The sequence below is a fragment of the Nostoc sp. GT001 genome (genome assembly GCF_030382115.1).
In the GTDB taxonomy this organism is placed as follows: domain Bacteria; phylum Cyanobacteriota; class Cyanobacteriia; order Cyanobacteriales; family Nostocaceae; genus Nostoc.
In genome coordinates this window covers 5,427,362-5,450,651 of record NZ_JAUDRJ010000003.1, presented here as the reverse complement: position 1 = coordinate 5,450,651, position 23,290 = coordinate 5,427,362, and the positions used below count along the sequence as shown (strand labels likewise).

General features: G+C 43.5%; 14 protein-coding genes, 1 tRNA gene and 2 pseudogenes. 8 read left to right on the top strand and 9 right to left on the bottom strand.

Annotation, left to right across the window (positions count from 1 at the left end):
* Positions 1-17 precede the first annotated feature (17 nt).
* The 3 genes from QUD05_RS25940 to QUD05_RS25930 all read right to left on the bottom strand — a co-directional run bounded on the left by QUD05_RS25940 (position 18) and on the right by QUD05_RS25930 (position 4,991).
* A complete protein-coding gene (locus tag QUD05_RS25940) occupies positions 18-2,543 on the bottom strand; it encodes an AAA-type ATPase lid domain-containing protein (protein WP_289798596.1) in 2,526 nt (841 codons plus the stop codon).
* Positions 2,544-2,846: 303 nt separating this feature from the next.
* Positions 2,847-3,620: a Uma2 family endonuclease gene (locus QUD05_RS25935; protein WP_289798595.1), complete on the bottom strand. Its 774-nt coding sequence runs from the start codon at positions 3,618-3,620 to the stop codon at positions 2,847-2,849.
* 141 nt (positions 3,621-3,761) lie between these two features.
* The gene (locus QUD05_RS25930) at positions 3,762-4,991 is read right to left on the bottom strand and encodes a tetratricopeptide repeat protein (protein WP_289798594.1); all 1,230 of its coding nucleotides are present in this window, start codon (positions 4,989-4,991) and stop codon (positions 3,762-3,764) included.
* 359 nt (positions 4,992-5,350) lie between these two features.
* Here QUD05_RS25930 and QUD05_RS25925 point away from each other — a divergent pair, with 359 nt between their 5' ends.
* Together QUD05_RS25925 and QUD05_RS25920 are read left to right on the top strand one after the other, a co-directional pair.
* A complete protein-coding gene (locus tag QUD05_RS25925; RefSeq protein ID WP_289798593.1) occupies positions 5,351-5,941 on the top strand; it encodes a chromophore lyase CpcT/CpeT in 591 nt (196 codons plus the stop codon).
* A 236-nt stretch (positions 5,942-6,177) separates the two neighbouring features.
* A tRNA-Cys gene (locus tag QUD05_RS25920) sits at positions 6,178-6,248 on the top strand.
* A 324-nt stretch (positions 6,249-6,572) separates the two neighbouring features.
* Here QUD05_RS25920 and QUD05_RS25915 read toward each other — a convergent pair.
* Both QUD05_RS25915 and cas12k read right to left on the bottom strand, forming a co-directional pair.
* Positions 6,573-6,740 (bottom strand): hypothetical protein, encoded by a 168-nt coding sequence (locus QUD05_RS25915; RefSeq protein WP_289798592.1) that lies wholly within the window; start codon positions 6,738-6,740, stop codon positions 6,573-6,575.
* Between the two features lie 95 nt (positions 6,741-6,835).
* Positions 6,836-8,782 carry a type V CRISPR-associated protein Cas12k gene (gene cas12k, locus QUD05_RS25910; RefSeq protein ID WP_289798591.1) on the bottom strand — a complete coding sequence of 649 codons (1,947 nt, stop codon included), beginning with the start codon at positions 8,780-8,782 and terminating at the stop codon, positions 6,836-6,838.
* A 70-nt stretch (positions 8,783-8,852) separates the two neighbouring features.
* Between cas12k and QUD05_RS34185 the strand changes: the two are divergent.
* From QUD05_RS34185 to QUD05_RS25880, 5 genes and pseudogenes are all read left to right on the top strand, one after another.
* A pseudogene (locus tag QUD05_RS34185) lies at positions 8,853-9,001 on the top strand (MerR family transcriptional regulator); the annotation flags it as partial.
* Between the two features lie 15 nt (positions 9,002-9,016).
* Complete coding sequence (locus QUD05_RS25900; RefSeq protein ID WP_289798589.1) at positions 9,017-9,280, top strand: hypothetical protein; 264 nt, start codon at positions 9,017-9,019, stop codon at positions 9,278-9,280.
* Positions 9,281-9,474: 194 nt separating this feature from the next.
* Positions 9,475-12,444, top strand: a complete 2,970-nt coding sequence (locus tag QUD05_RS25895; protein WP_289798588.1) for a CHAT domain-containing tetratricopeptide repeat protein — start codon at positions 9,475-9,477, stop codon at positions 12,442-12,444.
* Positions 12,445-12,478: 34 nt separating this feature from the next.
* Positions 12,479-12,859, top strand: coding sequence for a hypothetical protein (locus tag QUD05_RS25890; protein ID WP_289798587.1), 381 nt, complete (start codon positions 12,479-12,481; stop codon positions 12,857-12,859).
* A 1,514-nt stretch (positions 12,860-14,373) separates the two neighbouring features.
* Positions 14,374-15,459: an IS4 family transposase gene (locus QUD05_RS25880; RefSeq protein ID WP_289798585.1), complete on the top strand. Its 1,086-nt coding sequence runs from the start codon at positions 14,374-14,376 to the stop codon at positions 15,457-15,459.
* A 16-nt stretch (positions 15,460-15,475) separates the two neighbouring features.
* On the opposite strand, the gene QUD05_RS25875 is transcribed toward QUD05_RS25880, so the two are convergent.
* The 3 genes from QUD05_RS25875 to QUD05_RS25865 are packed head-to-tail and all read right to left on the bottom strand — an operon-like array spanning position 15,476 to position 18,504.
* Positions 15,476-15,946 carry a TniQ family protein gene (locus QUD05_RS25875; RefSeq protein WP_289798584.1) on the bottom strand — a complete coding sequence of 157 codons (471 nt, stop codon included), beginning with the start codon at positions 15,944-15,946 and terminating at the stop codon, positions 15,476-15,478.
* A complete protein-coding gene (locus QUD05_RS25870; protein WP_289798583.1) occupies positions 15,946-16,782 on the bottom strand; it encodes a TniB family NTP-binding protein in 837 nt (278 codons plus the stop codon). The genes QUD05_RS25875 and QUD05_RS25870 overlap by 1 nt, the downstream gene beginning before the upstream one ends.
* A 3-nt stretch (positions 16,783-16,785) precedes the next feature.
* Positions 16,786-18,504, bottom strand: coding sequence for a transposase (locus QUD05_RS25865; RefSeq protein ID WP_502911412.1), 1,719 nt, complete (start codon positions 18,502-18,504; stop codon positions 16,786-16,788).
* A gap of 369 nt (positions 18,505-18,873) precedes the next feature.
* Between QUD05_RS25865 and QUD05_RS25860 the strand changes: the two are divergent.
* Positions 18,874-19,098: pseudogene (locus QUD05_RS25860) on the top strand (hypothetical protein); the annotation flags it as partial.
* Positions 19,099-19,325: 227 nt separating this feature from the next.
* Here QUD05_RS25860 and QUD05_RS25855 read toward each other — a convergent pair.
* Positions 19,326-22,136 (bottom strand): beta strand repeat-containing protein, encoded by a 2,811-nt coding sequence (locus QUD05_RS25855; RefSeq protein WP_289798581.1) that lies wholly within the window; start codon positions 22,134-22,136, stop codon positions 19,326-19,328.
* Positions 22,137-23,290: the final 1,154 nt, after the last annotated feature.

Here is a 23,290-nt window from a genome sequence, read left to right as displayed (position 1 = left end):
GGTAGAAGATGTAAAGCTCAAAAGACGATAATCGCCCACATACTAACTCCCAAAGCGATCGCAGCTAGGTGTTGCCCAAGGAGCGATCGCAATGGTTGTTTTGCAATCTTTTGCGTTAATAACATAGTCAGCAATACGGATAAAATTATCGTTGTACCTTGCAAAAAGTCAATCACAGCAGGGTGAGCAACTAATATTGGTAATTGTTCACCACTCAAACCAAGAGTAGCGAAGGTAACAGGTAAAATCCGCCCACCTTCACCTAAACCTAAACGTAGATAGTGAGCCAAATTTCCCCCCAAAACCAATGGTAAATAGCCATAGGCAAGTTCTACAAATGATTTTGACTTCCGGTTAAAATTGAACACTTGGATCAAGCCATAAGCCCCAAAGGTAAGAGCTGCTGGAATAATTAACACTAGCAGCGATAATCCCAAGTGCTGCCAAAAATCAGTTAAATCTAGTTGTAGCCCCAACCAAGATTGCAACTCTGGCAAGCGATGGAGATAGATACCACCCAACAGCAAAAACAATAATGCTACTTCATAAGTGCGGGGTACATGAGTTGTCCACAGTTCAATACCAGGGGGACGCAAGTTGAACTCAACGGAACGATGGGGACAAGCTTTGAGGCAAGTCATGCACAGTACGCAATCTCGGTTATCTTCTAACTGCGCTGGGTGTGAGTATAAAGGACATCCATTGGTTTCCAGCCCTTCGCCCTTTTGCGGCCCACCTTTATAACACTGATATGTGGTGCAACTAGCAGAACATATCCCCTGCTGTGCCCGGAGTTCCGTCATTGAGAGTTTGGCAAATAAACCATTCATCCCGCCGATAGGGCAGAGATAGCGACACCAAAACCGCCGCTCAAAAAGGGCCGAGAAAATCATCGCCCCAGCAGTAATTAACAGCAGCAAACAAGCACTAAGGTAGGCAGTATTTTCTAAATGCCAGAGTTCTTCCCATAAGAAAATTAGGGTAAATAACCCAAACATAAACCATCCGCCCCATTTCTCGCCTTGTTCTCTCGGCCAGCGCTTGAGTTTGCGAGGCCACAGCCATAAAGATAACTTTTGGGTAATTTCCCCGTAAATCATGAAGGGACAAACAGAACACCAGATACGTCCCAAAAAGGGAAAGAGAAATAAGAAGAAAGGCCACCACCAAGCCCAAAATAGATTTAAGACGAAATTGCGATCGCGGGTTTGCGGCCCAATAAATAACACTGCAACAATAATCGCAAAAGCTGTTGCAGTAAAACCATAATTAATGCGATCGGGCCACCAGTCACTACGTAAAAACCGCCTTAAGGAAGGATAGGCATTTAACAGATTTACCCGAAATCGTTTTTTCTTAGTTTCAGCCAGCCAGAAAATTTCTTCTGTTAATTCATTTGCACCCTCAGCTTGGACAATCGCTCTTTCTACCAGATTTTTCAATTCTTTGAGGTTGCCAGGAAAATCATAAGACTGAAGGCGACGCAGAGCTTCTGGGGTAATGTGCGGTTTCGGAACGCCTCTAGAGCGAATGTAGAGACTAGTATAATATTCAACCTGTGTCTGAATATCAGCTTTCCGCACCCGTAGCGGTGGTACTTTAATAATGTGACCAACAGAACGTTCAATTGTTGGCTGAGTTTTTTCTGAAACAATCAGAATTCTGGCTTTACTGGGACGAGCTTCGGCTACTGAATCTCCAGAACGACTGACGGGGGTATACGTACCAGTTTTGAGCAACTCCGTCACGGCAGGTAATAATTCTTCGGGCAATTCTTGAATATTGTTGAGAACTAGAGTACCTTCTCCCAACCATTCCAACAATCCTGGTTTGCCGCCAGCGCGACCAAATAAATCTGCACCGCTAGTTTGGAGAATACCACAATTTACTTTAATAATTGGTTCTCGCCGTTTGGGAGAACCAAAGTGGATCAAGGCTGCTATATTGTCTTTTTCTAACCCTGGTTCTCCGAAAATATCTACTGATTTGCGATCGGCAGCCGATAAACGAATTTGCTCCCGCAGCCGCACAGCATAGCGACTTGTACCAACAATTCCCCGTTGTGCTTTGGTAACTAAATATGGGCGCAAGGCAATAGAACGTTCTTGTTCATAGCCAAGTGCAGATGTTACCTGAGCTAATTCTTGAGCCAATTGACGCGAAAAAGCCTGAGCAATTTCAGGGTATTGAGTGACTAATTCCCGAAATTTAACAGCAGGTACAACCCACAAGTGACATTCGGTTACTGTAGTAATTGTGAATGGAGTTAATTCATCCAACAGCAATTCTTTGAGTTCAATCACTGCACCGGGGAGAAATCCACAGGCTAAAGCTGGGTTGCTTTGATTGGTGCTATTGCTTTCGAGTTGACCTTGTACAAGAATATAAAGGGCTTCTGGAGAATTGCCTTCACTAACTAAGTCAGTTTCGGCACTCACTACTTGTTCTTCAATTACTTGAGCGATCGCATTTAATACTTCAGGTGAAAGAATTCCTAAACTCGTGCGTTCTTGTAGCCATATAACCGTTTCTGGAGATGTCATATTTAGTTCTCCCTGTAGGCTGCTGTATAACAAGAATTATCCCTGAAAGGGTATGTCAAAATATCTATATTCAGTGGTTGTGCATTAATACACAATGTGCAATAGACTTCTTGCATAAATCAAAAATAAGAAAGAACCCCACCCCGCCAAAGCTACGCTTTGTCTCCCCTCCCGAAGAGCCTACGGTGTACACACAAGTCTATATCTTTCTTTATTCATGAATCTCGCACTGTGTTTTTATCCCGCCTCGGAATGAATTCCGAGTCTCATAGCCCAAGTCCACTGAATACAAAGCTTTTTAGCCTATTTCGTAGCCCCTTCAGCAGATACATTCAAACCTGTTAACCTAGCTACCTGTTCTACTGTCATCCCAGATTCAAGTAAGTTGCGTGCAGTTTGTAATAACTGCAATTCTGCCTTGTCTGCCCTTTGGCTTTCTTGTTCTGCCCTTTGACGTTCCTTTTCTTCAGGGGTTGGCAGCAACTCCCCTGCCAAATTTGCCCAGCGTAACCAAGTAGCATCAATACCTTTATAACTTCCCTGCCACAACTGCAATGCTAACCCTAAAGATTGACTCACCAATTGATTTTGAGCATTTACTGCAATAGGTTGATAAGCTCCTTTTTCATTAGAGAAACCAGCCCAATCATTAGGGTTAAAAGGGTCATACCAGAAATATTCTGGGACACGCATTTGATTTTGATAAATTAGCTTTTTCTCATTTTTGTCTGCTTGGGCTGTGCTGTCAGAAAGTAACTCAATAACTACATCTGGTGCTTTCCCCTCTTCCCAAACCACCCAACTGCGACGTTCTCCTTTTGGGACTCCCAACACAGCAAAAAAGTCTGGCCCTTTAAAGTCTTTGTTTCGCACCTGGGCCAGACTGTAGTAAACAAACATATTACCGCCGATAAACCCATCCTCTCGTTCTTGCAACCAAGGTATCAGAGCATCTATCAGCAAGTCCATCTGGGCTTTATGGCGTGCGCTTTCCATCGGGATACCGTCATCGTCTGGTAATTCTGCTTGGGTGGGTGGGAGTTGAATATCTGGTGCAGCTAGGGTAGTTTCTGACATAGCTTTTCACCTTGTGGGGAGGCGTGACGGGTATTTTTATATTAAGCGATCGCAGAAATTTCAGTTAAAGAAAGACTCAACTGAATTCTGACCGGAGGCGGAGCGTCTCCGGCTCCGCTCCTGACTCCTAAATTCTGTTTGTTAAAAATTTGCTTTCGACAGTTTTGCAATTTGCCCAGTAAAGTATGCTTCTTCATGTTTGAGTTGTTGCGCCAGTTTTAACCCTTGTTGAAAAGCTGTTAATGCTTGAGGAAATTCTTTGCGTTCTAGATGCAATTGCCCAATTTGGTCATAAGCTTGCATCATTCCGTAAAAATTAGCGGCTTGCGCCTGTATCTGCACTAGAATTTCGCTAGCCTGCAAAGCCTCCTCTGTTTGTCCTTGCGAACGATACAACGCAATTAACTTTTGCAAAGCATCACCAGCCCGAACATACTCCTTTAATTGCCAAGCAGTGGTATAAGCTTGTTGATAATTGTTAAAAGCTTCTAGCAGTAAATTAGGATCTTTCTTAGCTAGAGATTCGTAATCTGAAGCGATCGCTAGCTTTAATTCTGATATTTCCGTAAGATTATTTTCATTGACATAAATTTCTGCTAATTTGTTAAGTACATTCAATGACTGCTGCGGTTGGTTTGTCTGCTCGTAAATATAAGCCAGCTGTCGCAGATATGTTACCTCGTTTACACGATCACCAAGAGAAGCCGTTAAACTCAACAATTCCTCGTAGATTGGCGCAGCTTTGCGATAATCAAACCAACTCAAATGCAGTTCTCCAAGTGTTTTGAGGGTTTCTAATACCGCTGTTTGGTCTTGTTGTTGTCGCACTACTAGCAAAACTTGGTCATAAGCTTCTATAGCTAATTTAGACGATCGCACATTTTTGTAAGCTTCACCTAGCGATCGCCACAATTCTAGATCGATTGGGGCAGCTTTTTTCTGAGATTGCGCCTGTTTTTGAATTGCTTGCAATCGTTCCGTAATATATTGTACTTCTTGTCCGTCGTTTAGCTTCCAGGCGATCGCGCCAACTCGTGATAATGCTTGCACTTCTGCTAATGAACCTAAAAAGCGCCGCAAACGTAATTCTCGGTTCCAAATTTCAAATGCCGCCACCTGTTCATCTGCTTGCAGTTTCGCCGCCGCTTCTTGATTTAAGGCATCTAACGCTGGTTCTAACTTTTGCCGTTCTTGGGGAGTTAACGGTTGTTTATCCTTGAGCGATCGTGGTGACAGTGGATCGGGTGTGGTAATCTCTAGGGGGGTGGGAGGAAATTTATCAGGTGGTTTCGGCGGTTTACTCTCTGCCAGTGTTAAGGAATTGCTAAAGAGTATAGTGGCAGTAGCGATCGCAATTAAGTGCCTGAGCATGGGTACTTTACTTTGCCTTGAGTGATTTGCATGAGATAATTAGCAATTATCCCCATGCCCTATTATTGACTAACTATTCTCCAGGTTTACAAGAAAAGCCCACCTAAGAGCTATGTGGCTTCAGCGTACAGATGAAAGGCAGTGTGCGGAATTTGTAAAAATAAATGCTTAACGAGTTCTAGTTATTAAGTACAAGATGTAAACAGTTTAACTTGTACTGAAGCAGCCAAATTTTCTCCAGTCAGAGCAGCTATCGTAGATATAATTTAAAAATTGCGATCGCAACCATGATTTTTGAGTCAGGGGAGTGTCAAAATAATCCTACGATAATATTTAAACAACTAGTTGATAGTTTTGTAATGACTCATTCTACTGATATCGCCACCTTAGCCCGCTGGATGGCAGCTGACTTTAGCAATCAAGAACAAGCTTTTGAAAATCCGCCTTTTTATGCCCATATCCGCGTGTGTATCCGTCCCCTTCCCTTAGAGTTGTTCTCAGGGGTAAGTTTGTTTCTCGAACAAGCTTATGATTTTATGCTCAATCAACCCTACCGGATGCGGGTAATGAAGTTAATTCCGGCAGAAAACCACATTGCTATTGAACACTACACCGTTAAAGAAGAAGAAAAATTTTACGGTGCATCTCGTGAACCCGAACGCCTCAAAGAGTTGTCTGTTGATCAATTGGAAAAAATGTCAGGCTGCAACATGATTGTAGAGTGGACAGGTAAGAGCTTCAAAGGCAGAGTTGAACCCGGTAAAGCCTGCATAGTGGTTCGTGACGGCAAAAATACTTATCTGGATAACGAATTTGAGATTGACGCTAAAGAATTTTTCAGCCTCGACAGGGGAAGAGATTTAGACACCGATGAACGTCTCTGGGGTTCTATCGCCGGCCCGTTTCACTTTCTCCGCTGGGGTAGTTTTGCCGATGAAGTAAAGGTGTAACAAGTCAGGAGTGAAGAATTACAACTCTTTTTAATCAGCTAAGAGTTGCTTATGCTATGGTCAACCTGCAATCGAAATTTTCTAGCGATCGCCTAAAGACTACCAAAAACATCCAGTTAACCTACTATCTCTACCTCAGAATCCTATGCTATCATGGTTTAACTAGCACCCGATGACTACTAAATGGCTACTAAGATACCTTAGCAACATTAAAGTAGTTCAGCGAATCCTGCTGTGGCGGCATAGCCAAGTGGTAAGGCAGAGGTCTGCAAAACCTCCACCCCCGGTTCAAATCCGGGTGCCGCCTTTAAATAATGTACATTAACTAATTATTTGTCACTGTTAACTGATTGATGTCATGTTTAACAAAATGATGTCACTGTTAACAGATTGTGTGTCACAAATACAAATAGACACGCTATCACAATGGCAGACCTCTGCCTTACCTTTCAACCCACCATAAATTTAGCAAAGTTTTAGTAGTTGTACTAAACCCTTAATATGTATGTAGATACCCCTTTGAAGGGATTTTTAAATCAACCTAGAGGCGCACTCATCTTTTCCTCTAAGAATCTTTCAACCCTCCTGATATCAGAAAGGGAGTTGAAACTGCTCGAATCTTTAACCCCTATCAACAATAATTAAGGTGGGTTCCTCCTTGGTCGGAGGTGATTCGGTAGCCACCACTGCGGTAAACCCGCACCTCTATTACTGGGGGCGCACCTGATTCCTGTCTACAACAGACAGCAGCTTCAAGGTGGGCAGCTACTAGGGCCAGAAAGCAAGACTGTGTTCCCACAGTCAAACTAACCCAAACTTTTCACAGTTCAGGGGTTGATTACAACATGAACTGCGGCGCTATTACTTATTCTATTTTCAAGGTTCAAATTTTTGTCAATCAACCCTGTGGCGTGATTTATAGGCGGCGATCGCTAACTCTTTTGCTTTTTGGTGTGGGCTTCCTCGGATAGGCTGTTTTCCCTCTTCTATAACAATTCCAGCTTTAGCCGCTTGAGTTTGAATACACTCAAGCAATCTGCCATAACTCCACTGATGGACACTATGCCGATACTGTTTGGCATAATTTTTCTGTGCTTCCAGGCAATCTGGACATTTTTGTTCAGCTCTTGCTTGAATTTCACTGTTGACCTGAAGACGTATATCGCCTAGTTTGGGCAGGACTATGCTACCAGCAGAGTATGTTTGAGCAAGGGTGACAATTTTTTTAGCCAGTAATCTATCTATGTACTCCCCCAACTCAGATTCTTCAAATGGTTTTGGTGAAGCAAATATTTGGGCTATTTGGCGTTTGTGAGATAAAGTTTGTTTTTCTCTTTGCTGTCTGTTTAACAGTTTGTAATTATCCCCAAGTAGCTGTTTGATGCTTTGATAGGTAATAACTTTATCTGTAATGCTGTCCACTACTGCTACTGTTGCAGGTTGTTTTAGACCAACACTAACACCTACCAAAATATGAGATTTACCTTTGTACAAAGGTTGACTCGGACGAGGGAAGGAGTTATTGATTCTAGATAGTGTCGAGTTTTTCCGCTTGATAAATAGTTCTTGTTTGGAGTTGAGATTGCCTTTGGCTTCGGTTCTGGTGATGATTTTGGTGATTTCTTCTGCTCTTTCTTGCTTTACTTGCTCTGTACCTTCGCTTGTCCACAAGCGGGTATCCACACAACAATAGAGAGTTAGACTGTGAACGTTCCAGGGTTCGCCCTTACCTTCCCCTTCCTGCCAAGCAATACGACCACTGCGAAGAGTAAACAAACTGCTGGAGTGCTGATTTTTACTGTTGCGTTTGATTTGTTGGTCTTCTAAAAAGCGTTTAAACCAATGTAGTTGCCTATTATCGCAATACACTTCAAAGCTATGCTCGCTGATGCCGTTGAATTTTACACAAATGCGTCCTTTTTGGTTTTGAAACCAAGTCATCTCTTCGCTGCCTTCGTAAGCTACTGGGAACGGTACAGAACTAGATTGTCTTAGAAGGCTGTTTTGCCAAGATTTCGCCTCGGTTTCATTTTGAGGGACGTTCTGTGTAGCGGTGAACAGTGTTTGCAACCACTTAGTATTAGTTAAATCTCTACCTTTGGGAATTCGCGCTTCTAATTGTTCTTTGAGGCGTTCAATCTGAATCTCAACTTTACGACGGCGTTGAGTAAATTTTTCGCAGTCTTCTTCTTTATCAGAGACTTTGCAGCCATTTTTAAGTAAATAGCTAATGGTACAACGAGTTAGGATGTCTTCGGTATTGCGGTAAGTTTCAAATAAGGTGTTAAATAGATGGCGATCGCTTGTTTGAGGTACGTGCTTAACACTATCAATCTGTGAAAGTGCAGATTTTTTGCTTTTTTTAACTTTGCTACTTTTGGGCTGTTGAGTGACAATTGTATCGACTGGAGCAATTTGAGTCAAAATTTCAGTTGCTTTAGTGCGAATTCCATCCAAGGACGCGCCACAGATTTTAACTAATTCAGCATTACTTTTGAGCATTTCCAGCCAGTAGGTTTTGCTGTCCAATTGGGACTGCAACCGCTTCATTAACGCCAGCCATGATTTATAAGTGTAATTCACCAATGCGATCGCACTGGCATAAAACCGAGAAGGTTGACCACTGTAGCGCGAGTCAGTTTTGAGTGTCAGACATAGTTGCTTGACGATATCAGCAGGGATTTTAGCTTTTTGTCGCCAATTTTCCAGGTCTGGGTGATGACCTAATTGTTCCAGTAACTCGTTAATCAGAGGCGTGTTTTGCTCTGCCATTAACTTCCATAAGTATTGACGGGTAGATGCACTGGCAACCAAACGGCACTGGATCGTGATTTGGCTCATGGCACTTTAAAACATATATGTTTAATAATAACATTTTTGTTCTATAAATAGCCGTGTGTAAAATTATTTCATGCAAGAGACATTTTTTACGAGCAAACAAGCGGCTGAAATCACAGGCTGTACCCTGCGTCAGCTCCAATACTGGCGAGAGAAGGGGTAATTGTTCCTGTTATCAGTGAAACAGGAACTGGGCGTAGTATTTATTACTCAAAAGCCAATTTGGTAGAATTGGCTGTGATGGTATATTTTTTGTCTGCTGGGTTGAGTTTTGATTTGGCTGGTGAAACGGTCAAAACCCTGAAAGACAAGGAGCCGGAGTTGTTTGTCATTGGTAGAGGTAGTCGGTGGATGCTACTTTTCGAGGGGCACAAGCGATCGCTTGCACTGATGGAGTATGACAGAACAAAGGCGATCACATCTTTAGATGAAGGTCAGCCTGTAATTCCGGTGTGGTTGGATGAGATTTATCAGCAACTACAGCAAAAATTAAAAGCTTAAATACGAAAACATAGATGGTTGAACGTAATAGTAATGGGGGAGTTCCTGAAAAACTGGGTAGCAATGAATTTCAGGAAAAGGTAATCCTCGTCTTGTAGTGTTTTTTGTAAAGGCTGAGAGCAGCGCAGTCACTAAATCTAAATATTAGGCTAAGAATCGCAGTTAATTCCCAATCTTTAACTTTTAGGAAATCTATGCTCGAAGATTCAGTGCAATTTTTGGCGACTATGTTGCAACTTGTGGCAGATAGCCGAGGGGATGCCCAGCAAGTTTATCCATTTTTAGAACAGCATCAAGACAGGTTGAATGAACAATTGCTGGAAACTTTGCCAGAGGTGATAACAAGTTTGCTGCTGGAGGGTGATTCAGAGGAGCAACGGTTTAATGCGATTGTCCTCTTGGCATTTGGCAACCTTATTAAGGAATTTCCCTTAGGGCAAGCCTGGCTGAACCTGGAATTGGGCATCACTGCCTATAAACTCGCCCTGCAAGTTGATCGTAAAGCGTTTCTCCCAGAGCAGTGGGCAATGCTCCAGTCTAGTTTAGCAGAAGCCTACAGTGAGCGCATCAAAGGGGATAGGGCTGATAACCTCGAACAAGCGATCACTGCTTATCAACTCGCCCTGCAAGTTTATACCCCTGAAAGGTTTGCCAAAAATTGGGCAATGACCCAGATTAATCTGGCAGTAGCCTACGGTGACCGCAGGATCAAAGGAAATAGGGCTGATAACCTTGAACAAGCGATCGCTGCCTCTCAACTCGCCCTGCAAGTTTATAATCCTGAAGCCTTTCCTGAACAGTGGGCAACCACCCAGAATAATCTGGCAGCTTGCTACACTCAGCGTATCAAAGGGGATAGGGCTGATAACCTCGAACAAGCGATCGCAGCCTCTAAACTCGCCCTACAAGTTTATACCCCTGAAAGGTTTGCCAAAGATTGGGCAATGACCCAGAGTAATCTGGCAGTAGCCTACAGTGACCGTATCAAAGGGGATAAGGCTGATAACCTCGAACAATCGATCACAGCCTCTAAACTCGCCCTGCAAGTTTATACCTATGAAAAGTTTGCTGTTGATTGGGCAAAGACCCAGAATAATCTGGCAAGTGCCTACTTTTACCGCATCGAAGGGGAGAAGGCTGATAACCTCGAACAAGCCATCAGCGCCTATCAACTCGCCCTACAAGTTTTTACCGATAAAAGGTTTGCTGTTGATTGGGCAACCACCCAGAGTAATCTGGCAGCAGCTTACAGGGAGCGCATCGAAGGAAACAAGGCTGATAACCTTGAACAAGCGATAGCTGCCTCTCAACTCGCCTTGCAAGTTTTAAGCCGTGAAGCCTCTCGTGAACAGTGGGCAAACACACAGAATATTCTGGCAAATGCCTACAGGGAGCGCATCAAAGGAAACAGAGATGATAATCTTGAACAAGCCATCACTGGCTATGAACTCGCCCTGCAAGTTTTAAGCTGTGAAGCCTTTCCCAAAGACTGCCTTGGAATTGCACGCAACCTCGGCTACATCCACTTTGAGCAAAAAGCTTGGGCAAAAGCTGCTAGTGCCTACACCAAAGCCCTCCAAGCAGGTGAAACCCTCTACCAATCTGCCATCCTGCTTGATAGTAAAGCTGCTGAACTTGCTGAAACTGACAGTTTGCCGCGACTCACCGCTTATGCCCTTGCTCGCAGTGGTAAGCTGAAAGAGGCTGTCCTCACTCTAGAACAAGGTCGCGCCCGTGAACTCAGTGAAACCTTAGACCGAGACAGAGCCGACCTCACTCAACTCAAGCGAATCAATCCTACACTCTACACTCGATATCAAAACATCATTATCCAACGCCGTGATATCGAAACCCAACAACGCCTGTGGATGACTTCAAATGATCGCCATAGCCCTATCCCTGAAGCTTTACGCACCCAAGCCCTGCAACTACAAGAAACCTTGACGGAAATCATTACCCAAATCCGTCAAATTATCGGCTATGAAGGCTTCTTGGCTCAACCGAGCTTCGATGATATACACCAAGCTCTGCGCCCTGGCATTCCCCTCATTTACCTTGTATCCAGCCCTGCTGGTAGCCTCGCTCTCATCGTCACCCAAGGGGGTATTGCTCCTCTATGGTTGGATGACCTCACAAACAAGAGGCTACGAGAACTCCTCATTGCCTGGTTCAAAGCTTATTACCAATCCCAAACCAATCGCCAGGCTTGGCTAGACGCGATTGACCAAGGCACTAGCCAACTCTGGCAACCCCTAATGTCACTCCTAATCGACCACCTCCAAAAACGCCATGTGCAGCAAGCCACCCTCATTCCCACAGGTTTCCTCAGCTTGCTCCCCCTCCACGCTGCTTGGGTCGAAGATTCTACCACTCCCACTGGAAGGTACTACGCCCTTGATGGTATCCAATTTACCTACGCTCCCAACGCGAGATCGCTCTCAACGGCTCAAGAAATCGCTCAACGGACTGTAGCAGATTCGATACTAGCAATTGATGAACCCAAACATGAAGGCGCTAATCCCTTACCCAACTCAAAACGAGAAGTTCAAGCTGCGATCGCCACTTTCCAAAATTACCAAGTTTTCACTCAAAAACAAGCAACCAGAGAGGCTGTTCTCGCTGCATTACCCGATTACAAAATTTTGCACTGTTCCTGCCACGGCAACGCTAACCTGCAAGCACCCCTCAAAAGTGGTCTTGCCATGACGGGTAAAGGCGAGGAAGCCATTCTTACCCTGCATGACCTCCTCAACCTCAAACTGGTAGAAAATAACCAGGGTGGTATCCGCCTCGCCATTCTCTCCGCTTGCGAAACTGCATTGCCAGGAATTGAACTAGCGGATGAAGCCATCAGCTTGCCTACAGGCTTACTTCAGGCAGGTGTTGCCGGAGTCGTCGCTTCTCTTTGGTCTGTCAACGAGATTAGTACAATGGTTCTGCTAACTCGTTTTTACACGCTCTGGCGTAACCAGCACCTAGAGCCATCACAAGCTTTAATCACAGCCCAAAAATGGCTCCGGGATGCTGAAGCGGATGATGTAGTTGCTCACTGTCAAACCTTTATTCCCGAACTTGCATCTAAAGAAGGAGCTTTATATCAATCGCTGCGATTGGACTTCTCCCATCCATGCGACTGGGCAGCCTTCAGCTACATGGGAGTTTAAACATTATTCCCACCTGTTATTTATTCAAACAACCATGATTGATAATTTCTCAATTTTAGAAACTGCTCTGGCTATTCGTCCCCAACTCTCGCAATTACTGGGCAATGAAGCAGGAGAACAAATGCGCCAAGAACTTGACCAACTCCTACAACAGTTTCAAGCTGGAGAATCCATCGAAAATTCCATCTGGGAGTTACTCACAAACAAGAGAGCGACTCGCACCTGGGTGACACAATTCCAGCAAAAGGATGTAACTCAAAAAGGATTAAATCGACTACCTGGTAATATATCTGATATTTCTGCACCCGAATTTAAATGTCCTCAGTGCGAGTACACTTGGTCAAGCGATCGCGTCGGTCGCCCCACGCCCCTCTGTAAAGTTCACAAGGTTCCCCTCAAACCCGCTTCACCATAACGATACAATACTCACAACCCACGCACCCCAAACGGCAATGGTTCAAACTCCCGCCAAACCCTTGACCCTTTGCCCAATCCTTCAGCCTCACTATTGGTAAACTCTTCAGTTAGCTAACCGAATAACCCTACCCCTATCAACTCTTTTGATCGCACCATGTCCGCAAAATTCCTGGAAAGCTTTGGTAGCAAACTCGCCGAACAATGGATTGCCACCCTGCTTACCCCCGCCTTTGTCTTTTGGGCAGGGGGAGCCGCCGCAGGGCTACAGCGCTTTGGCTGGAAACGTGCTAGCACTTGGTTCAGTCAACAACCCGAACCTTTACAAATCCCATTCCTCGTCGGGATTTTGTGCCTGATTGTCGCCTCTGCCTTCGTGGTGCAACGCTTCGATTTGCCTGTGCTGCGCTTCCTGGAAGGCTACTGGCATCCCTGGCTGCGTCCTTTGCGCCGTTGCCTAATCGCCAGAGAAACCAAACGCAGTCAATGGATTAGCGAGCACTGGCAAACATTTAAACGACTCGATAAGCAATCTCAGAAATTAGCAGCCTTTAATTTCTTGCAGCTTACAGATCANGGAAAAAAAGAAGTCATAGACTTTATCTTGCAGCAAAATATATATTCCAACGAAAAACGATTGCAAGAACTCACCAACGAGGATCTAAAACAACGCTTAGATAAATTGCGCTTTGAAATCAAGGATGAGTTTATATCACGTGACTTACAGCAACACCACCTACCTCTGGAAAACCAACTCACGCCCACCCGTCTGGGTAATATCCTCCGTGCTGCCGAACAGCGCCCGTTGGAAAAATATGGATTAGATACAATTGTCTGCTGGTCACGCCTGTGGCTTCTCCTTTCTGATGCTGTCAAAAAAGACCTGCAAGAAGCCCGCGCCGACCTCAACACCGCCGCCCGCTTCTGGCTGTGGAGTCTGCTATTTATCATCTGGACAGTTTGGGCGTGGTGGGCGGCTCCTGTGGGTATCATCTCCGCCATCTTTGCTTATTACTACTGGGCACTTGAGGCTGCCAGAAACTATGGGGAACTAATCGAAGCCACCTTTGATATGCACCGCCATCTACTCTATCAATCTCTGCGTTGGTATTTGCCCTCCGAGCCAGACAAAGAACGTCTTGCGGGAAGGAAACTGACTGAATACTTATGGCGGGGCTTCTGATTCTAGGGATAGGCGATCGCAGGATCAAACACCACTGACAGACATGAAAATAGAGTTGTCACCAAATAAGCTAAAAAATCGAGGAAAGCCAGTCATAGTGAGCATTTCAAGAAAATCAGTGCTAAATAGTCTTCTGTGATTTTCCCATTTCTGCGAAAGGGAGAAAGCTGACGGGGTGACAAAGCAGCTGAAGCAAAGACAGGAGAAGAGTGTGACCGTTTTGGGGTAAAAAAGATAGGTCAGGTATTCTCAACAAGACCTATCAAATGATAATGTTACCTAAATTCTACCAAAACTGCGCTCAAAATGTACTGACACCTACGCAGTACAAGATGCTAGAAATCTTAGTGATGCTGTTACAGTTTCATAAAACTGTAACGATAGAAAAGCTCTCATCTATATTTCCACAACCAATAAAATTTGAGAGTAGACGAAGGAGCATACAAAGATTTTTATTAATTCCCCAATTATCAATTCAATACCTGTGGTTTCCCCTAATAAAAAGATGGGTAAGAAACAGCCATATACGCGGACAGAAAAAACTGATATTCGCCATTGATAGAACCCAATGGCGGTCAGAAAACGTATTTGTAATCAGCTTAATTGAACAGAAAAGAGCAATACCTGTGTACTGGCTATTGTTACCCAAAAGAGGATGTAGTAATTTAGGTGAGCAAAAAGAGTTAATTCGACCACTGCTGCGGTTATTTAAAGGATATCAAATACTGATATTAGGCGATAGAGAATTTCATAGCATCAAACTAGCGAATTGGTTAGATAGCAAGGGAATTACCTTTGTGTTGCGTCAAAAACAAGGTACTTATATTCGGCAAGATAATCAATCATATCAACGGTTACAATCTTTGGGATTAAAGCCAGGTATCTCATTGTTTTTGTCGTCAATTCAAGCTACTAAACAAAAAGGTTTTGCTAAGTTTAATTTGGCCGGGTATTACAAGCGTAAATATCGTGGTAAGCTTGAGCCTGCTGGCTGGTTTTTACTAACAAATCTTGATAGTCTCGCAGATGCGATTAAAGCATTTAAGTTGCGAAGTCGCATCGAAGCTATGTTTAAAGATTGTAAAACTGGTGGTTATAATTTGGAATCAACGTACGCAACTGGACAACGATTAATTGCACTAATTTTATTGATTGCAATCGCCTACACAATTGCAGTTTTCGCTGGTCGCAACTGCCGAAAAATGGGACTACAACAATATGTTGGTCGGCTTCAAGAATTAAAGCGTTATGCACGCCGACATAGTGCTTTTTGGGTTGGATTATATGGGTGTTTATGGGTAGGTGCTATGGAGTTTTGGTCAGATTTGGCGATCGCACTTGTGCGTCTCAAGCCCGGTAAACTACACTATTTTCAAAGGGGTCTACGTGCTATGGCCCTTATTCAATCAGCGCTCTAGCCTCTTTGTCACCCCGTCAGGGGAGAAAGCAGCGACTACACCAAGCATCAACCCACAATGCTGGAATTTTGAACCTAGCCCCACAGTGTGGGCATTCTGAAAGTAATGTTAATTTGTGCTGATCGCACCCCTGCATTACCTTCAACTGCCATTCAATTTTGTGACAAGGCGACTCGGCATAACAAGCTGCACATAATCGAATTGGCTCCATTTTCATCCCCACCCCAGCAGGTGGTAACATCTGCTCTAACCTATCGGCTTCAACTCCCACCACAATAGCCAACGCTTCCAACTGCTGATGTGAGGGAGGCGGATTAAACCGAAACTTTTCCCAACGTGCAACAGCACCCCCAAGTCGTGCCGCTTTACCTAACCCAGTAGGCGTTAATTCATTCGCTCGTCGAAAACGTCCCAAAAAATGACTCAAACTTTCACCCTCATAGGGTTCGACTTGAAACAGCCAGGGTTGGATATCTTCGGCTTTCATTACCTATACTCCCCAGTTACTTCCTTCAAAGTTTCCAGGTCAATTTTTTGTAATCCTTTCTTCAAAGCTCGAATTGCCGCTTCTCTGAGAATCATATCCAGTAGCCCAATATAACCCCCCGTTGCTTCACCCAAAGTCTTCAACATTGTCTTGCTGGAGAGATTAGAAGCCACCGAAAGTTGCAAAACTTTCTTTTCCCAGATATCCACAGTTCGCTTAAAATCTTCACCTGACATCTTGCCAAAGCGATGACAAGCCCGAAAACGGTTATAAACCTGCTCATCTCGCTTAATTACAGCATCCAGGCGGTCTGTTCCCACCAAAATCACGGCAATTTCTAACTTGTCAAAAATATCGCGCACCTCTGCAAAGGTTTTCGGTTTCAATCGGTCAGCCTCATCAACAATCAGCATCTCTACGCTGCAACCCTTGAGAACCCGAAACGTGCGATCGCGAATCTCTGCAACTGTTCCTTTTGTTATCTGATACTTCAAATGCTCAAGAATCACCCCAAATAATTCCTTAGCACCACACTCTTGCGGAATTTGAATGTAAGCAACAGGCACAGTTGGCGGTTGTCCGGGTTCTTGCTTAGGTTTATGTCTAAGCCTGTAGGCATCACAAGCCATTGTTTTACCCGTTCTTGACTCACCCACAACCCGTCCAGACTGACGTGCTTGACGTTTTCCTTCCAGCCAGTCATGGAGAATTTTGACTTGTTCGAGTGGGACAAAACTTTTACGATTCAATCTTTGAATTTCTGCTTGTAATTTTTCATCAGTGAGGGCAATATCGCCCAATTCTTGAGCGACTGCTTGGGCTTGTTTTAAAGTCATTTTTTAAAATCCGTAATCTTCGCGCATTTGTTCGTAATCAAATACCTCTGGCATCTCCGATTCTTCCTGAGCTTGGGGAGATGCTACTTCTAGCTGTTCTACTTCATCAAGCGATGGTTGTTTGGCTTTTTTAAGTTCAATCTGTTCCGCTTTTTGACGTTCCTTCTTAGTTAACTTTTGGTTGACAAAAGTTTGACGCTCCCTGACTTCTGCCAAAATTGAGCGATTGCTAATTGTCTTACCTGCCTCTCGAATCTTGCGACTACTAGCTTTGGCTTCATCTAAAGACAATTGCTCTGTCTCCAAATCTTGAGCAAATGCCCTAGCAACAAACTCCTCCCGATTTCCTTGTTGGTGGTAAACCAATATAGTTGTGATATCTCTAGGGTCGAATCGTAAAATAATACTTTCCCCTGCGTAACCTGCTAAAAGTTCACCTCGATACATGATGTTTTCAAATTGCAGGTAGCCCCCTTTTTGAATCTGCCGTCGTGTTTGTTTCATGAGGCAGATATCCAAGTCTCGCTCGGACATAGCATCTGGAACTGCAATCAACCCAGATTCCCAGCGTTGAAATCGAGTTTGATCGCCCATACGTGCATCAATTCGCTGGTTATAGTGATTGACGATATAACGTACCAACTGCTGCTCTAACTGCCGTAGCGTCAAACAAGCTTCTTTTTCTGCTTCTTCTGGTCGCTCTTGTACATTCGACCCCGTATATCCTGGTAAATTGGAGAATAATTCGGTGTTAAAGGTCTTAAAAGGACGCTCGACAATACCCCCTTCGCTAGGGCGATCACGTAAATGACAAACAAAACCTAGTTGTATTGCAATCTGTTGCAAGTGATTAGAACGAAAATCTTTGCCGCCATCTGTATAAAAATGTTCCGGCAAACCATAAGTACCCCACTCTTGATGAAGTCCATATTCTGAACCATACTGTTTGGGCAAAATGGCATGACGTAACGCCAAAGCTACTACCTGAGAACTAGGTGCGTCATAACCCAAATTAATACCTATAATGCAACGGGAATAACTGTCTACAACCGTTGTCAACCAAGGACGACTCAGAATTTTGCCATGCTGGTCTACTAATAAAACATCTACACGGGTATGGTCACACTGCCAAACATGGTTACTGTAATCTACCGATAAATCTTTTCCATCACGGGTTTTCATTGTTAGGCGTGACCCCCGCCAACCAGGACTGCGAACGCTTTTAGCTTTCTCTTGCTTCTCAATTAATGGTTGCAAAATGCGGTATACCGTCATGTGCGAAGGAGGTTTAACACCAAGTTCATCAGCCCTTGCTCGGACTCTCACAGCTACTTGCTGACGAGTCATTCTTTTACTACCTTTATTACCTTCCTTGTAGGTTTTTAAAATAAATTCTTGCCAATTCTCGTTAACTCGGTGCTTTCCTTTGTCTGCACGTTGAGTTTGAGTCAGTCCCGCTAACCCTTCTTGCTCCCATTTATCAATCAGTCGCCGCACCGTTCGCACTGATTTACCCAGTTTTACTGCTGCTTGTTGGAGTCTTTGAGTATATGTTGTGCGATCGCTTGCTTCAAGTAGACTTTGAATCACCTCCATTTTTAACTTTGCCTCATCCGTAAGTTCCGAGACAATTACATTTGCTTCAGTGACACTGCTGCTTAAGTCTGTAATGCTTGTCTTGGTTGCAGGTATATCAGGAGAATCAGCATCCTGCATAAACATGATTGTTTAATTAAAACATATATGTATATTATACTTACAAAGTGACATTTAATCTGTTAACTTTTCTAAAATTCAAGAATTTTCCTGTTTTTGTGAAATGACAGTTAAATTGTGAAATTTCAGGAATTGGACATTTAATTTGTTAAGCTATCAAAAATAAGGTTGTGAGAATTGAGCTAATCAAAAACCTGCCATAACCTTTGTTAAGACAGGCTTTTAGCTATTTACCTATTTTGTGACAAGATTTTGTTAATTGGACAAATAATTAGTTAATGTACAAATAAATATAACCATTACAGAGCTTTGAAGCCCTTCAGTACTAAGGGGTTAGCCCTCAAAGATGGAATCGTAATTCAACTTGTAAAACAGGGCGTAGTCAGCGAATATCGCAAACCGTATCAATGCAGACATACTTTTATTACTCTTTGCCTGGAAGCTGATATTGATGCGAAGGATGTAGGAAGGTGGGTTGGCAACTCTCCAGAAATTATTTACAAGCATTACGCAGGTAATAAACGTAACCTACAGGAACGAGTGCCAAAAACTGGTAAAGTTCCGACTTTAAAACTCATTCGGAACTTACTGACTTACTGATGGGGTATGACGCACAGGGTAAGCGCGTCTCAAACGCTATTGAGAAGCGATCGCTCTTGCAGGAGATGGGCAACTGCTTGATCTTGGATACATCGCTTCGCCATTTGTACTGCATAGAGTAATTATTCTACCACGTGGTTTAATAATTCCATTAATGAATCGAATGCGAGGTCCTTAATAGAACACCTCGCATTCTGAAGATTTCTATTTGACTGTGGGGTTGAGGATTAAACAACTAGAACGTTATTTTGACTTAGTGACACTCCACCAGATAGTTGTGCAAATTGTACCTGAGCAAATCCACCCGCACTACCATCTTGGTCAAAATATAGCGCGCCTGTAGTATTGTTATAGATAAATCGCTGATTGCTGGTTGTTGCAGATGTTCCAAGGGTAAAAGAGCTGGCTGAGAGTAAACCTAATGATAAACCGCCACCAAAACCAGCAGCCGATACCTGAATCAGTTCATTAGTCGCGTTGAAGTTGTAAATACTATCAACGCCTTCACTGAAGCCATTGAAAACAAAGGTATCAGTACCAGATCCTCCATAAAGGTTATCATTACCTTTACCACCTTTGAAGGTGTTTTTACCAGAAGCGCCAGAGGCTGTAAGAGTATCATTCCCATCGCCTCCATCCAGTAGATTATTGCCTGATGAATAGTCAACAATCAAGCGATCGTCATTAGCACCACCATTGAGCGTATTATTCCCAGAGACAGTATAAGCTCCATAAAAGGAATATAAGGAGGCTGAACCAGCGGCTGTGAGAGTATCATTGCCATCGCCCCCATTCAGTAGGTTATTGCCTGATGAATAGTTAGTAACTAAGTTATCATCACCAGCACCACCATTGAGGGTGTTCTTACCAGAGATAGCATCGAGATCAAAATTGCCTCGGTAGTCGTCGTAGGAGCCAGAGACATCAAGAGAATCATTATCATCACCACCAGAGAGCGAATTATTACCATTTGAATAGTCAGCACTCAAGTAATCCTTACCTGTACCGCCGAGAATCGTGTTATTTCCACGTCCCCCAGCAAGGGTATCGTTGCCATTGCTCCCCACAATCAGATCATTGTAGTCTGTACCTGAGATATTTAATTGTTCGATATTCTTGTAGCTCACCTGATTCGGGCCTGCTGTAATCGAACCAGCATTAGTAGCAGCATTGAATGTTGTTGTGATTCCCTGGCCGATGGAATAGTTATAGAAAGACAACAAATCGTTACCTTTTCCTCCATCTATGGTATCTTTGCCGCGATCGCCTCCGGTGAGTGTATCATTGCCATTGCCACCTACAATCAAGTCATTGTAGGCTGTACCTGAGATATTTAATCGTTCAATATTCTTGTAGCTAACCTGATTCGCGCCTGATGTAATGGAGCCAGTGTTAGTAACAGCATTGAATGTCGTTGTGATTCCCTGACCGCCGCTAGAATTACTGTAATAATAGCCTTCTAATAAATCATCACCTTTTCCGCCATCGATAGTATCATTGCCACTACTACTCCCATAGAGCGAGATAGTATCGTTGCTATTACTCCCCACAATCAAGTCATTGTAGGCTGTACCAGAGATATGTAATCCTTCGATATTCTTGTAGTTAATCAGATCCGTGCCCGCCCTAATCGAGCCAGTGTTAGTCACAGTATTGAATGTTGTTGTGATTCCCCCACTAGGATAGATATACGAAACGCTCAACAAATCGTTACCTGTCCCCCCATCTACTGTTTGAGTCGCTAAGGAAAGTGGGGAAGTATATAGGACGAAAGAGAAGGAATCATTACCATTCCCTCCATTGAAAATATTATTACCAAACTTGCCCTCGGCTTTTTTGTCGTCGTAGTAGCCAGAGGCGCTAAAAGAATCATTGCCATCCCCCCCATTGAGGATGTTATCGCCTGTTGAATAGTTAACACTCAATTGATCGTCACCAGCACCACCATTGAGAGTGTTATCACCGGAGGTAAAAGAGGCGGAATAGTCGTATTCGCGAGAGGCGCTAAGAGAATCATTGCCATCTCCTCCATTGAGGATATTATCGCCTGTTGAATAGTTGGCATCTAATTGATCGTCACCAGCACCACCGTTGAGGGTGTTATTGCCATCTGTCTTAGACGCAGAGAGATTATCACTGCCATCGTCACCAGAAATCAGGTTATCGCCTGTTGAAGAGGTAGCACTGAATTGATCGTTTCCAACACCACCGTTAAGGATGTTATCGCTTGTTGAATAATCAATATTCAAGTAATCGTTACCTTCACCGCCAAAAATCGTATCATTGCCATAATTTGAATCGTTACCACTACTGCCTCCGAAGAGTAAATCGTTGCCATTGCTTCCGACAATAAAATCAGCGTAGGTTGTACCTCTAATTTCTAATTGTTCGATATTGGTGTAGTTAATCCGATTTGTGCCAGCCCGAATTGAGCCAGTGTTAGTAGCAGCATCAAAACTCGAAATGATTCCTTTAGTAGCACGGGTGTAATATACAGACAAGTCATCCTCACCTGTTTCTCCATTTACACTTTGAGTCGTTAAGGAAGAGGGTGCAATTGTTGAGGCGGACAAATGGAAGTCATCATTACCAGCGCCTCCATTTAGAGCGTTTATACCCCGGACTTCATCGGCGTAGAAGGAATCATCGCCGTCTTTGCCTGAAACCGTATTGTTGCCAGCAGAATAGCTAATATCAAGGTAATCATCCCCTGCATCTCCACTGAGGATGTTATTTCCAGAAGAATAGGAACCATCAAGCGTATCATTTCCCTCATCACCCCGCAGCAGGTTATTACCAGTACCACCACGGAGAGAGTCACTATCCGTACCACCACGGAGAGAGTCGTTATCCGTACCGCCAAGGAGAGTATCATTCCCTGGACCACCAATAAGGGTATCATTTCCGGCATCACCGCTTAAAAGGTCATTGCCATTTTTACCATCGACGATATCATCACCTACTTTAGCGTTAATTGTATCTGCGTCCTGGCTACCCAGTAGAGTATCCTTGCCGTTGGTTCCAATGATATTCACCATAACTCTTACCTTCCTGAATCGATATTTTGAGTAACTTCAGCTATTAACTTGTTAATGTTGTTTAAGGACAAACAGAAATCATCGAGAGTTAATGCTTTCGACATACTTTTATGTCACCCTTAAGGGCTAGCAATTTTCTCGAAGATTTACCCTATTGATAAGCTTGTAAGCAGGACTTGTCTAACTGACTTGAAAAAGGCAAGAGGTGAGGCAGCCCCCGTCTTGGCGGTTTCCGTCGATGGGGGACTGCCGAACCCGAAGGGCAGGAGGTTCAAAGTTAAAGTCTTTACCTATTCCCTATTCCCTATTTCCTTTTTCATTCGTTATTTGTGTACCAGTAATAATGCTATTTACGACTATCTAAGTCTTAAGCATTGTACATATTTATGAGCGTGTATTTAGAAAAACAGATGGTTTCACGCTTTTTTTATCATTTTTGATCCGCAGATCAACCCAGCAATCATTGACAAAGTCCCGAAAAATCAAGCTTGAATGCCTAAAACCCACACTTCATATTTCTTATCAAAGCGTAGCCCTACTGTCGTAAATATAGAGAATAATTCACTTTCGATAGGGAAAGAATTTTTATGCAATTGTTGTGGGCTATTGCCCGTGGGTGTGTAGCTTAAAAATAAGGAACATCTAAATAACACTTTGATAACCATATCTGAATATTTACTGAGATGTCCACACTTAAAGACATATCTTTGCATACTCTTCACATAATTTGCCAATCAGTATAGTGTCAGTACTTATCTTTATGTATTCTTCATGTCTTGATAACCACCAATAATTCCGAATGCAGCAGCTAAACATCACCTAAGCAGTTGCTTGATCTGCTCGTGTAGCGTGTCTTCCCCCCCTACTAGACAAGCAAGCTGTAAGAGTTTTTAAAATCTGGGGTTATGCTGCGAGGTTTTGACGACGAGTTACAGGAGTTGAAAGCGATGCCCCAAAGTGGGAACGCATTGGAGCATGGGCACGTTATCAAGAGCTACTTAGGTATGATTATCTCCCAAACATACCCGCATAGTCCATCCTAGCGATCGCACAGAAATTACTGAGGACGGTGGATCTGAAACTGGACTATATTAGTAGATTTTGAACAAAAATGGATTTTTATTAAAAATAACAGTCGCCAGGGAATGAAAGCG

Coding starts and splice junctions, on each gene's coding strand:
- QUD05_RS25870 (WP_289798583.1), bottom strand. CDS start 16,782: ATGACTTTAAAACAAGCCCAAGCAGTCGCTCAAGAATTGGGCGATATT.
- QUD05_RS25880 (WP_289798585.1), top strand. CDS start 14,374: ATGCTAGAAATCTTAGTGATGCTGTTACAGTTTCATAAAACTGTAACG.
- QUD05_RS25940 (WP_289798596.1), bottom strand. CDS start 2,543: ATGACATCTCCAGAAACGGTTATATGGCTACAAGAACGCACGAGTTTA.
- QUD05_RS25895 (WP_289798588.1), top strand. CDS start 9,475: ATGCTCGAAGATTCAGTGCAATTTTTGGCGACTATGTTGCAACTTGTG.
- QUD05_RS25925 (WP_289798593.1), top strand. CDS start 5,351: ATGACTCATTCTACTGATATCGCCACCTTAGCCCGCTGGATGGCAGCT.
- cas12k (WP_289798591.1), bottom strand. CDS start 8,782: ATGAGCCAAATCACGATCCAGTGCCGTTTGGTTGCCAGTGCATCTACC.
- QUD05_RS25935 (WP_289798595.1), bottom strand. CDS start 3,620: ATGTCAGAAACTACCCTAGCTGCACCAGATATTCAACTCCCACCCACC.
- QUD05_RS25865 (WP_502911412.1), bottom strand. CDS start 18,504: ATGTTTATGCAGGATGCTGATTCTCCTGATATACCTGCAACCAAGACA.
- QUD05_RS25875 (WP_289798584.1), bottom strand. CDS start 15,946: ATGAAAGCCGAAGATATCCAACCCTGGCTGTTTCAAGTCGAACCCTAT.
- QUD05_RS25855 (WP_289798581.1), bottom strand. CDS start 22,136: ATGGTGAATATCATTGGAACCAACGGCAAGGATACTCTACTGGGTAGC.
- QUD05_RS25890 (WP_289798587.1), top strand. CDS start 12,479: ATGATTGATAATTTCTCAATTTTAGAAACTGCTCTGGCTATTCGTCCC.
- QUD05_RS25930 (WP_289798594.1), bottom strand. CDS start 4,991: ATGCTCAGGCACTTAATTGCGATCGCTACTGCCACTATACTCTTTAGC.